Below are 12,038 nucleotides of genomic sequence, written 5' to 3' on the forward strand. Positions count from 1 at the left end.
ATTTTAAATGAGTGTCCCGACCGCGATGTTGCGCCATGCCTTAGCCCCGATGTTCGAGCCGCGATCCCTGCTGATCGTGGCCGACCGCAGCCTGCCGGCCGCCTCGGTGCTGCCGGCCGCGCTGCGCGCCCGCACCACCATCATCGACACCGACTGCGGCGAAGCGCCGTTGCTGCCCGAGGCCTGCATCGGCCTGGCGCCTGGCGAGCGGCCCGACCTGGCGCTGGTCTGCGTGTCGCCGGCGGTCCTGCCCGAAACCCTGCGCCGCCTCACGCCGCTGGCGCCGCGCGCGCTGATACTGCTGCCGCACGAGCTGCCGGACCCGTATCCGCGCGGCACCCAGGCGCTGTGCCGCTCCTGGGCCGAGGCCAATCACTGCGAGCTGCTGGGGCCGCGTTCGTTCGGGGCCCAGCGCCCGCATGCCGGGCTCAACCTGAGCCAGCATCCCACCCTGGCGCGCGCCGGGCGCGTGGCGCTGGTGGCGCAATCGCGCTCGATCATGGCCGCCGTGATGGATTGGGCCGAGGACGTGCACATCGGCTTTTCCACCGCCGTGTCGCTGGGCGACGAAGCCGTGCTGGGCCTGTCGCCGGTGCTCGACTATCTGGCCAGCGATCCGCGCACCGACAGCATCGTGCTCTACCTCGAGGACATCGGCGCGGCGCGTGAATTCATGAGCACGCTGCGCGCCGCCGCCAGCGTCAAGCCGGTGATCGTGCTCAAGGCCGGCCGCGGCGACGCCGACGGCGCCGATGCGGTGTTCGACGCCGCCCTGCGCCGCGCCGGCGCGGTGCGGGTGCGCTACTTCGTGCAGCTGTTCTCCGCCGTGAAGGTGCTGGGCTATGCGCGCCGTCCGCGCGGCCGCAGGGTGGCGCTGCTGTCCAATGGCAGCGGCCCGCCGCAACTGGCGCTCGACCTGATCGGCCCGGACGCCGCGGTCACCCGCGCCGAGCTGGCGCCCGCCACGCGGCGCGAGCTGGCCGGCATGCTCGAGCCCGACGCCGCCACCGACAACCCGGTCATCACCTACACGCCGCTCAACCCCGAGCGCCTGCAGTCGCTGCTCGACACGCTGCTGGCCGACGGCGCGGTCGACGGCGTGCTGGTGCTGCTCGCGCCCGACGCGCTGGCCGACATGACCGCCGTGGCGCGCCAGCTGGCCCAGATCGCGCCCAAGGCACGCAAGCCGGTGGTGAGCTGCTTCATGGGCGATGCGGGCATGCGCCCCTTGCGCCGCATGCTCGACGACGCCGGCACCCCGGCGTTTCGCACGCCCGAGTCGGCCGCCGACGCGTTCGGCGTGCTGGCCACGCACTTCTACAACCAGCAGTTGCTGTTGCAGACGCAACCGCCCGAGCCGCCCAGCCTGGTGCCCGACCTGACGGCCGCGCGCGACCTGATCGCGCAGGCTCGCGCGCAGGGCCTGCGCGAGCTCTCCGCGGCCGATGCCCGCACGCTGCTCGATCTGTTCTACGTGCCGCTGCGCGCGGGTCCGATGGGCGTGCGTCCCGGCGAGGCCGAATCGCGGCCGATGGCGATCCGGGTCCGGCGCGATCCCAACTTCGGCCCGGTGATCCGCTTCGGCGCCGGCGGCCCCGACGCGATCCTGAGCGCGGATCGCGGCATGGACCTGCCGCCGCTCAACGGCTACCTGGCGCGCCAGCTGGTGGAGCGCAGCCGGCTGTGGCGGCGCGTGCTGTCGCCGCAGGTGAGCAACCTCGCGGCCGATGCCCTGCAGCACGCGCTGGTGCAGGTCTCGGAGCTGGTGTCGGAGCTGCCCGACATCGACGCGGTCGATATCGATCCGCTCTACGCCGGCGAGACGCAACTGCGCGCCGGCGGGCTGCGGATCACGCTCACGGCCGAGCCGGCTTGCGAATCGCCGCAGGTCAGCGGCTATCCGCACATGGCCATCCATCCCTATCCGGCGCGGCTGGTGCAGGTGCGCCGCTTCGACGACGGCACGCCGTGGGTGATCCGGCCGATCCGCCCCGAAGACGGCGAACCCTTGCAGGAGTTCATCCGCGGCCTGTCGGAGCGCTCGCGCTACATGCGCTTCGTGTCGATGATGCGCGAGCTCACGCCGCGGATGGTGTCGCGCTACACCCAGATCGATTACCACCGCGAGCTGGCGCTCGTGGCGGCCACGCAGGTGCCCAATCCGGCCAACCGCGGGCATCCGCGCGAGGTCATCATCGGCTTCGCGCACTACCTGCGCAACCCCGATGGCCGCGGCGCCGAATACGCGCTGGTGATCGGCGACGACTGGCAGCGGCGCAAGCTGGGCGGGCAGCTGATGTCGGCCCTGATCGACGCCGCGCGCGAGCAGGGGCTGGAATACATCGACGGGCTGGTGCTGTCGACCAACCGCCCGATGCTCACGCTCATGACGCGGCTGGGCTTCACCAACGACGCCGATCCCGAGGATCCGACGATGCGGCGGGTCTGGCTGGACCTGAATCCGGGGGCCTGACGAGGCGCGGGCGCGAGTCGCCCGCGCGCGTCGATCGCGCCGCTCACTGCAGCGGCGTCGTCTTCAGCTCGAAATACCATTCGGCCGCATGATGGACGTGCCGGGCCGCCAGCATGCCGGCCAGCTCGCCGTCGCCGGCCTTCACCGCGCCCAGGATGCCCGCGTGTTCCTGCCAGATCTCGGCCGCGCGCGCGGCATGGCTGCGTGAGAACAGCAGGGCGGTGCGGTCGCGCAGCGAGCGCATCAGGTCCTGCAGCACGCCGTTGCTACTGGCGCCGCCCAGCAGATCGTGGAAGCGCCGGTTCTGTTCGAGCAGCGCGGGCATGTCCTCGCGCTCGATCGCCGCCTGGCCGGCGCGGATCGCGCCGTCGAGCGCCGCCATCTGCGCCGGGCTGCGGCGTTGCGCCGCCAGGCGCGCATTGAGCGCCTCGAGCGTGGCGCGCACCTCGACGATGTCGTGCGCATGCTCGCGCGACAGGCTGGTGACCGAGGCGCCGCGGCGCGGCTCGATGCGCACCAGCCCCGCCGCCGCCAGCGCGCGCAGGGCCTCGCGCACCGGAATGCGCGACACCCCCATTTCCAGTGCGATATCCCCCTCCACCAATCGCTCGCCCTGCCGGTAGTGGCCGGCCAGGATGCGGCGCCGCAGGGTTTCCTGCACGAGGGCGAAGAGCGGGGCGTGCTGGCTGCCGAGCGTCATGGGCGCGGTGGATATCCGGCGAGAAAAACTCAACGTATATCGTATTCAATCATCGGTCAATCGGGAAACTCCTGTTCCTCGGGTTTGTCTCGATCCTGGCTGATAAATCCTTAAATATCAGTGCTGTAGGCCGGAATTACCGCTCGCCTGGACAAACGGTAGAACATATGACTTTTTGTCTATTACGAATATAGTATACGAAACGCCGCGCGAGCCGCCGTCAGAGTGGCCGCGCGGGTCGTGGCGTCAACAAGCCGATTCGTACGGCGATCAGGGGGTAAATCATGGATCAACAAGTCGTCATCACTGCCGCGCACTGGATGTATCTGCTCGGGGTGCTGGTCATCGTCGTCACGATGATCTTTCGCGCCAACGTCGTCGTGCCGTCGCTGCTCGGCACGCTGTTGGTGGGCATGGCCTTCGCGGGCGGCAGCGTCGTGGCCGGCGTCACCGCCGTCTTCAACGCGAGCTTCGTGGCGGCCAAGGAGCTGTTCAACATCTTTCTCGTCATCGCCTTCATGACCGCGTTGCTGAACGCGCTCAAGACGCTGGGCTCGGATGTGCGCATGGTGCAGCCGTTTCGCGCGGTGATGACCAACGGCCACATCGCGTTCGTGGTGCTGGCCCTGGCCACCTACCTGATCTCGCTGTTCTTCTGGCCGACCCCGGCCGTGCCGCTGGTGGCCGCGATCCTGCTGCCCGCCGCGATCGCGGCGGGCCTGCCGCCGCTCGGCGCCGCGTGTGCCATCGCCATTGCCGGCCAGGGCATGGCGCTGTCCTCGGACTATGTGATTGGCGTGGCGCCGGGCATCAGCGCCAAGGCCGCCGGCGTCGCCGTGGCGCTGGTCGCGGAACGCACGCTGGTGCTCTCGCTCGTGACCGGCCTGCTGGCGCTGTTGCTCGCCTACCTGGGCATGCGGCGCGAGATCAGCGCGCCATCGGAAAGCCTGCTGGCCGCCTGGCAACGCAAGGCGGTGGCCGTGCCCGAAGCGGTGGAGGAGGCCGGCACCATGGACAAGGAGGCGCTGGCCGAAGCCGTCGAATACGGCCCGGGCCCGGTGACGGCGCCGAACACGGCTTGGTCGCGGCTGTTCGCCATCCTCACGCCGCTGGCATTCCTGGCCATCGTGCTGGTGATGGTGGCGCCGCGCCTGTTCCCCAATCTGCCGCCGCTGCGTGGCGGCGAGGCCGCAGCGCTGGTGGGTGGCACCGCCGCGTTGCTGATGGTGCTCGCCACGCTGGCCGGCGTGGCGCGGCGCGAATTCCTCAACACCGCGGCCGACCACGTCACCGACGGTTTCGTGTTCGCCTTCAAGGCCATGGGCTCGGTGCTGCCGATCGCGGGCTTCTTCTTTCTCGGCGCGCCCGACCAGAGCGCCGCGATCCTCGGCGCGGAGCCCGGCCATGCGCCCAACCTGTTGTTCGACCTGCTCGCGGCCTCGCAGAGCTGGATTCCGGACAATGCCTTCGTGGTGGGTTTCGGCGTGCTGCTGGTCGGCATCATCACGGGTATCGACGGCTCGGGCTTCTCGGGCCTGCCGCTGACCGGCGCGCTGTCGGGCGCGCTGGGCGCGACCTCCGGCGTGGATGCCGCCACGCTGGCCGCGATCGGCCAGATGGGCGCGGTCTGGACCGGCGGCGGCACGCTGGTGGCCTGGTCGTCGCTGATCGCGGTGGCGGGCTTTGCGCGCGTCTCGGTGCTGGACCTGGTGCGGCGCCTGTTCCTGCCGGTGGTGACCGGGCTGATCGTCTCGACCGTGGTCGCGATCAGCTTCCTGACCTGAAGCCTCAGACGCCCAGATAGCGCGCGAGCGCTTCGGGCCGGCTGGAGAAAGCGGCGCTGTCGCCGCCTTCGACCAGCCGGCCCTTTTCCATCACCACGCAGCGGTCGGTGTGGGCGAGCACGGCGCGAAAGTTGCGATCCACGATCAGCGTCGAGATGCCGGTGGCGCGAATGCGCGCGATGATCTGCCAGATCTCCGCCACGACCAGCGGCGCCAGCCCCTCGGTGGCCTCGTCCAGGATCAGCAACTCGGGATTGGTCATGAGCGCGCGGCCGATCGCCAGCATCTGCTGTTCGCCGCCCGAGAGCTGCTGGCCGCCATGGCCCAGCCGTTCGCCCAGCCGCGGAAACGTGGCCAGCACGCGGGCGTAGTCCCATTGCTGGCGCGCGCCGTTGCCGCGCCGGGCCGCCACCTGCAGGTTTTCGCGCACGCTCAGGTTGGGAAAGATGCCGCGGCCCTCCGGCACGTAGGCCACGCCGAGCCGCGCGATCGCATGGGGTTGCGCGCGCGTGCAGTCGCGGCCGCCGACGTGCACGCTGCCGCGCGTCGGCCGGACCAGGCCGAGCATGCTGCGGATCAGCGTGGTCTTGCCCATGCCGTTGCGGCCGATCAGGCCGATGGCCTCGCCCGGCGCGATGTCCAGGTCGACGCCGCGCAGCACGTGGCTGGCGCCGTAATGGGTATGCAGGTCCTGCGTGCGCACCAGCGCGCTCATGCGTGTTCTCCCAGATAGGCGGTCTGGACCTGCGGGTTGGCGCGCACCTCGGCGGGCGAGCCGCTGGCCAGGGTGCAGCCGTTGACCATCACCGTGATCGTGTCCGCGACGCGGAACACCGCGTCCATGTCGTGCTCCACCAGCAGGATCGCGTGATCGCGCTTGAGCACGGCCAGCAGTTCGAGGATGCGCTCGGTTTCCTCCGGGCCCATGCCGGCCAGCGGTTCGTCGAGCAGCAGCACCGAGGGCGCGCCGGCCAGGCACATGGCGATCTCGAGCTGGCGCTTGTGGCCGTGCGGCAGCAGCCCCGCCGGGCGGTCGGCCTGGGCCTCGAGGCCGGTGCGCGCCAGCGCGTCGCGCGCGCTGCCGGCGCTGCTGGCGCAGGCGCCGGCGTCGGCAAACCAATGCCAGAAGCGCTGCCTTCCCGCCTGCGCGGCGAGCCGGCAGTTCTCGTGCACCGACAGGGTGGGGAAGATGGTCGAGCGCTGGTAGGTGCGGCCCAGCCCCGCGCGGGCGCGGCGCGGCTGCGGCCACTGGCTCACGTCGGTGTTCTTGAGCGTGACGCGGCCGCTGGTCGGCGCGAGCTCGCCCGACAGGATGTTGATGAGCGTGGACTTGCCCGCGCCATTGGTGCCGATCACGGCGTGTACCGCGCCCCGCGCGAGGTCGAGCGAGACGCCGTCGACGGCGAGCAGGCCGCCGAAGCGGCGCGTGATGGCGTGAGCCGAGAGCAGGACGTCAGGCATGCGAATCTCCCGAAACGGGCAGCGGTTGCGCGGGGTCGGTGGCGCCGCGCGGCGCGGCCGCAGGCGCGGGGGCGGCCGCGGTATCGGCCGGCGGCCGGACGCGGCGCCGCGCCAGCCCGATCAGCCCGTCGGGCAGCCAGGCGACCAGGACGATAATGGCGAGCCCCAGCGACAGGTGCCAGTGGCGCGCGAAGGCGCCGAACACCTCCTGCGACTGGAACAGCTCCTGCAGCAGCACCAGGCCCGCCGCGCCCAGCACCGCGCCGCCCTGGCGCGCGAGGCCGCCCAGGATCACCATCAGCAGCACCAGCCCCGACTGCTCCCAGGCCATCAGCTCCGGCGTGACGAAGCCGTCCTTGAGCGCGTAGAGAAAGCCGGCGAGACCGGCCAGCATGCCCGCCAGCACATAAGCGGCGAGCTTGTAGGGATAGGTGGAATAGCCGGCCGCGCGCATGCGTTGCTCGTTGGTGCGGATCCCGGCCAGCGCGGCGCCGAAGGGCGAGCGCCGCACCAGGGCCAGCAGGATCCAGGCCAGGCACAGGCAGGCCAGCACGAAGAAATAGAAGGTGGTGTTGTCGCTCAGGTCGAACGGCAGCCAGCCGCCCAGGCTGAGCTCGGGCCGGAAATACAGATAGATGCCGTCGCTGCCGCCGCCCAGCTTGGTGTCGTGCATCACGTAATAGGCCATCTGGGCGAACGCCAGCGTGACCATGATGAAGTAGATGCCGCGCGTGCGCAGCACCAGCGCGCCCGTGACCAGCGCGTAGAGGCCGGCGCACAGCACCGCGGCGGGCAGCAGCAGCCACAGCGAGCCGGCCTGCGCCTCGGGGCTCAACAGGGCTGCGGCGTAGGCGCCCAGGCCGAAGAACGCGGCATGGCCCAGGCTCACCAGCCCGACCCCGCCCACGAGCAGCTGCAGGCTCAGCGCGAACAGGCCGTAGATCATGATCTTCATGGCCAGGCCGGTGTAGTAATCGCTGCCCGACCACGCGAACGCGGCCAGGGCGAGCACGCAGACCAGCGGCAGACCGTGGCGGGAGAGTTTGCTTGTCGACATCATGGACTCCTGCCCTCAACCCTGCTTGAACAGCCCTTCGGGCCGGTACAGCAGGATCGTCGCCATCAACACATACACCAGCACCCCCGCCGCGGCGGGGAAGAACACCTGGCCGAAGGTCTCGACCGCGGCCACCAGCATGGCGGCCAGGAAGGTGCCGCGCACCGAACCGATGCCGCCGATCACCACCACCACGAAGCAGATGATGAGCACGCCGTTGCCCATGCCCGGATACACCGACGACACCGGCGCGGCCAGCGCCCCGGCCAGCGCGGCGAGCGCCACGCCGGCGGCGAACACCCAGCGATAGAGCCGGTTGATGTCGATGCCGAGCGAGCCGATCATCTCGCGGTTGCTGGCGCCGGCGCGCACCATCATGCCGACGCGCGTGCGTGTGATCACCCAGTAGAGCAGCGCGCACACCGCCAGCGCGGCGCCTGCGATGAAGAGCCGGTACACCGGATACGTCATCACGTCGCCCAGCGGCACCGTGCCCGCCAGCCACGCCGGCATGGGCACCCCGTGCACGTCGTTGCCCACCAGGATGCTGCGCAGTTCTTCGAACACCAGGATCAGCCCGTACGTCATCAGCACCTGCTGCAGATGATCGCGCCGGTAGAGAAAGCCGAAGAACAGCAACTCCAGCACGTACCCCAGCACCGTCGCCGCCACCACGCACACCAGCAGCGTCACGAAGAAGCCGCCGCCCAGCCCGCGCTCGACCAGCGGGCCGAGCGCGAAGGCCATGTAGGCGCCGATCATGTAGAAGCTGCCATGGGCCAGGTTGATGATGCCCATGATGCCGAAGATCAGCGTCAGGCCGCTGGCCACGAGGAACAGCAGCAGCCCGTACTGAACGGCATTGAGCGTATGGATCAGGAGGATGCCGGGGTCCATGGCGCGCTCCGGACCTCAGAGCTTGCAGCCGCGCGCCGGATCGGCGAGCTTCTGCACGGCCACGCGTTGCACCTTGTTTTCCAGGCCCTCGACCTTGCGCAGGTAGATGTCCTGCACCGGGTTGCCGGCAGCCGACAGCGTGAAGGGGCCGCGCGGGCTGTCGATCGTGGCCGACCGCATGGCGTTGCGGAAGTCGGCCTTCTTGCCGATGTCGCCCTTGACCGCGGCCAGGCCGGCCTGCATCAGCTGGGCCGCGTCGTAGCCCTGCACCGCGTACACGTCGGGCGCAAGCTTGTAGGCCTTGTCGTAGTCGGCGCGGAAGGCGTTGTCGCGCGGCGTGTTCAGGCCGTCGGCATAGTGCAGCGTGGTCATCAGGCCTTGTGCCGAGGGGCCCTGGGCCTGCAGCGTGCCGTCGGTGAGAAAGCCCGAGCCGTACAGCGGGATGCTCTTGTTCAGGCCGGCCGCGTGATAGTCCTGCACGAACTTCACCGCGCCGCCGCCGGCGAAGAAGCTGAACACCATGTCGGGCTTGGCCGCCGCGATCTCGGTCAGCACCGACTGGAACTCCACGTTGGGGAACGGCACCGTCAGGTCTTTCACGACCTTGCCGCCGGCCTTCTCGAAGCCTTCGCGAAAGCCCTTCACCGCCTCGTCGCCGGCCGCGTACTTCCAGGTCACGGTGATCGCGGTCTTCTTGCCGTCGGCGAAGGCCACCGGGCCCATGGCATAGGCCGGCTGCCAATTGGTGAACGAGGTGCGGAAGATGCCGGGGCCGCACATCGGGCCGGTGATCGCGTCGGCGCCGGCATTGGCCACGATCAGCGTGGTGTCGCTGTCCTTGGCGGCCTTGGCCAGCGCCATCGCCACGCCCGAGTGCACCGTGCCCACCACGACGTCGACCTGGTCGCGCTTGATCAGGCGGTTGGCGTTCTCCGAGGCCTTGGCCGGATTCGATTCGTCGTCGACCTTGAAGTACTCGACCTCGCGGCCGCCCAGCTTGCCGCCCTGTTGCTGCACGTACAGCTTGAAGCCGTTCTCGATCGCGGTGCCCAGCGCGGCGTAGGTGCCGCTGTAGGGCAGCATGAAGCCGACCTTGATCTTGTCGGCCGCGTGGGCCGGGGCGGTGGCGAACATCAGGGCGCTGGCGCCGGCCAGCAGCGCGGCGCGATTCAGGATCGGGTTCATGGCGGAAGTCTCCTGTGGTTGTTATCGGCCGCCGGATGGGGCGGCCCGGCGCGTCGGCAGGGTGTCGACGAAATGCCGCATCGCCTGAAGCACGGCTTCGGGCTGATCTTTGTGCGGGGAATGCCGGCAGGCGGCAATCTCGAGCAGACGGGTCTGGGGCGCGCGGCGCCGGATGCCGCGGATCTGTTCCAGCGAACCGTATTCATCGTCCAGGCCCTGGATGGCGAGCACGGGACAGCGCAGCGCATCCAGTTCGGCCGTGATGTTCCAGGCGGCGAACGTGGGCGACAGCCACACATCGTTCCAGCCCCAGAAGGCCGAGTCGGGATCGTCGTGATGGCGCGCCAGCCGCGCCCGCAGGTCGGTGTGCAGATAGGCCTCGCGCGCCTGCGCGATGCTGGCCAGCGTGACGGGCTCGACCAGGATGTGCGGCGCCGCCACCGCCACGCCGGCCACGGCGTCGGGATGCGCGGCGGCATACAGCAGCGCGATCGAGGCGCCATCGCTGTGGCCGAACAGGATCGGCGGCTCGGCGCGCGCGTCCACCCCCAGCGCCGCCAGCAGCGCCGGCAGCACCGTGCGCGCCTCGTGGTGCATGAACCCGGCCGGCCAGCGCTCGTCGCGCGCCCGCGGGGTGGAACGGCCGTAGCCGGCGCGCGAATACACCAGCCCGCGGCAGCCCGTGGCCGCGCACAGGCGCGCGGGCCAGTCGCGCCACATCGCCACCGAGCCCAGCCCTTCGTGCAGGAACACGATCAACGGCGCATCGCGCCGCGCGGCGTCGATCCAGGCGTACTCGAGCCGCAGGGCTCGCCCCGCGGCGTTCACCTCGGCCAGCAGGGTGGCCGGGCGCGGCGGGGCAACGGCCGACGCAGCGGCGCCCGACGCAGCGACCCCCGACGCGTTCACAGCGAGGCCTCTTCCATCTGGCGCAGGCGGAAGCGCTGGATCTTGCCGGTGGCGGTCTTGGGCAGCTCTTCGGTGAAGTTGATCTGGCGCGGATACTTGAACGGCGCGAGGTGCTGCTTCACGTACTGCTGCAGCGCCGCGCCGGTCTGGTCGTCGGGCGCGTAGCCGGGGCGCAGCACCACATACGCCTTGGTCTTCACCAGGCCGTCGTGGTCCGGCACGCCGATCACGGCGGCCTCGAGCACGGCCTCGTGCTGGATCAGTACGTTCTCCACCTCGACCGGCGACACGTACTGGCCGCTGACCTTGATCATGTCGTCGCTGCGGCCGGCGTAGGTGTAGTAGCCATCGGCGTCGCACACGTATTTGTCGCCGCTCTTGAGCCAGTCGCCGAGAAAGCACTGGCGGGTCTTGTCGCGGTTGTTCCAGTACATCAGGGCGGCGCTGGGGCCCTTGATGTAGAGATCGCCGATGGCGCCGGAGGGCACCGGCAGGCCGCTATCGTCGCGCAGCTGCACCTCGTAGCCCGGCACCGGCTTGCCGGTGGTGCCGTAGCGGAACTGACCTTCCTGGTTCGACAGGAAGATGTGCAGCATCTCCGTCGAGCCGATGCCATCGAGGATCTGGCAGCCGAAATGGCGGGTGAAGCGCTCGCCGATGTCGCGCGGCAATGCCTCGCCGGCGGAGGTACAGACGCGCAGCCGCACCTGCTCGCGCGGCGGCAGGTCGCTCGCGGCCAGCATGCTGGCGTAGAGCGTCGGCACGCCGTAGAAGATGGACGGGCGGTGCGTGGTGAGCCGCTGGAACACGGCCTGCGGCGTGGGCCGCTCGGCCATCAGGATAGTGGTCGCGCCGACCGATAGCGGAAAGGTCAGGCCGTTGCCCAGGCCATAGGCGAAAAACAGCTTGGCCGCCGAGAACACCACGTCGTCCTCGCGGATGCCCAGCACCGGCTTGGCGTACAGCTCGGCGGTGTGCCACAGATTGCCGTGCGTGTGGACCACGCCCTTGGGCTTGCCGGTCGAGCCCGACGAGTAGAGCCAGAAGGCGATCTCGTCGGCCAGCGTGCGCGCCGCCGGCACCAGCGGCGCCTCGGCCAGCAGCGCTTCGAACTCGTGCTCGCCCGGCTGCGCGGCGGCGGTGGGCTGCGACACGATGAGGTGCTCGATGTCGCCCGGACACTGCGCGAGCGCCTGGCGCAGCGTGGGCAGCAGCGCGCCCGACACGACCAGCGCGCGGGCCCGGCAATGACCGATGATGTAGGCGTAGTCTTCGGCGGTAAGCAGCGTGTTCACGGCCACCGGCACCACGCCCGCGTGCAGCGCGCCGAGGAAGGCGCTGGGCCAGTCCACCGTGTCGTGCATCACCATCAGCACGCGTTCCTCGCGCCGCAGGCCGAGCTGGCGCAGCGCGCCGGCCATGCGCGCCACGCGCTCGGCCAGCTCGCCATAGCTGAGCTGGCGATGGTCGTCGATGTAGGCGGTCTTGGCCGCGCGGGGCGCGTTCAGGGCCGCCAGGTAGCTGGCGTAATTCAGCTCGTTCGGGCAATCGTGCATGCTTGTCTCCTCGAGG

The 12,038-nt window shown here is 70.2% G+C and carries 10 protein-coding genes; 2 read left to right on the forward strand and 8 right to left on the reverse strand.

The features are described from left to right. Nucleotides 1–25 precede the first annotated feature (25 nt). Nucleotides 26–2,473, forward strand: a complete 2,448-nt coding sequence (locus CEG14_RS03185) for a bifunctional acetate--CoA ligase family protein/GNAT family N-acetyltransferase (protein WP_094824892.1) — start codon at nt 26–28, stop codon at nt 2,471–2,473. A gap of 43 nt (nt 2,474–2,516) precedes the next feature. Here CEG14_RS03185 and CEG14_RS03190 read toward each other — a convergent pair whose 3' ends face one another. Then, nucleotides 2,517–3,173, reverse strand: a complete 657-nt coding sequence (locus CEG14_RS03190) for a GntR family transcriptional regulator (protein ID WP_094824893.1) — start codon at nt 3,171–3,173, stop codon at nt 2,517–2,519. A 284-nt stretch (nt 3,174–3,457) separates the two neighbouring features. Between CEG14_RS03190 and CEG14_RS03195 the strand changes: the two genes are divergently transcribed. Then, nucleotides 3,458–4,957: a hypothetical protein gene (locus CEG14_RS03195; RefSeq protein WP_094824894.1), complete on the forward strand. Its 1,500-nt coding sequence runs from the start codon at nt 3,458–3,460 to the stop codon at nt 4,955–4,957. Between the two features lie 4 nt (nt 4,958–4,961). On the opposite strand, the gene CEG14_RS03200 is transcribed toward CEG14_RS03195, so the two are convergent. The 7 genes from CEG14_RS03200 to CEG14_RS03230 are packed head-to-tail and all read right to left on the reverse strand — an operon-like array spanning nt 4,962 to nt 12,022. Next, entirely contained in the window at nt 4,962–5,672 is a 711-nt protein-coding gene (locus CEG14_RS03200) for an ABC transporter ATP-binding protein (RefSeq protein WP_094824895.1), read from the reverse strand. Then, nucleotides 5,669–6,418, reverse strand: a complete 750-nt coding sequence (locus CEG14_RS03205; protein WP_094824896.1) for an ABC transporter ATP-binding protein — start codon at nt 6,416–6,418, stop codon at nt 5,669–5,671. The genes CEG14_RS03200 and CEG14_RS03205 overlap by 4 nt, the downstream gene beginning before the upstream one ends. Further along, nucleotides 6,411–7,478: a branched-chain amino acid ABC transporter permease gene (locus CEG14_RS03210; RefSeq protein ID WP_373454171.1), complete on the reverse strand. Its 1,068-nt coding sequence runs from the start codon at nt 7,476–7,478 to the stop codon at nt 6,411–6,413. Before CEG14_RS03210 ends, CEG14_RS03205 begins: the two co-directional genes overlap by 8 nt. A gap of 12 nt (nt 7,479–7,490) precedes the next feature. After that, nucleotides 7,491–8,372, reverse strand: a complete 882-nt coding sequence (locus CEG14_RS03215) for a branched-chain amino acid ABC transporter permease (RefSeq protein ID WP_094824898.1) — start codon at nt 8,370–8,372, stop codon at nt 7,491–7,493. Nucleotides 8,373–8,387: 15 nt separating this feature from the next. After that, on the reverse strand, nt 8,388–9,557 hold the full coding sequence (locus tag CEG14_RS03220; RefSeq protein ID WP_094824899.1) for an ABC transporter substrate-binding protein: 1,170 nt from the start codon (nt 9,555–9,557) through the stop codon (nt 8,388–8,390). A gap of 21 nt (nt 9,558–9,578) precedes the next feature. Further along, the gene (locus CEG14_RS03225; protein WP_373454172.1) at nt 9,579–10,466 is read right to left on the reverse strand and encodes an alpha/beta fold hydrolase; all 888 of its coding nucleotides are present in this window, start codon (nt 10,464–10,466) and stop codon (nt 9,579–9,581) included. Next, nucleotides 10,463–12,022 carry a benzoate-CoA ligase family protein gene (locus tag CEG14_RS03230; RefSeq protein WP_094824900.1) on the reverse strand — a complete coding sequence of 520 codons (1,560 nt, stop codon included), beginning with the start codon at nt 12,020–12,022 and terminating at the stop codon, nt 10,463–10,465. Before CEG14_RS03230 ends, CEG14_RS03225 begins: the two co-directional genes overlap by 4 nt. Nucleotides 12,023–12,038 lie beyond the last annotated feature (16 nt).

Source organism: Bordetella genomosp. 1 (assembly GCF_002261335.1).
In the GTDB taxonomy this organism is placed as follows: domain Bacteria; phylum Pseudomonadota; class Gammaproteobacteria; order Burkholderiales; family Burkholderiaceae_B; genus Bordetella.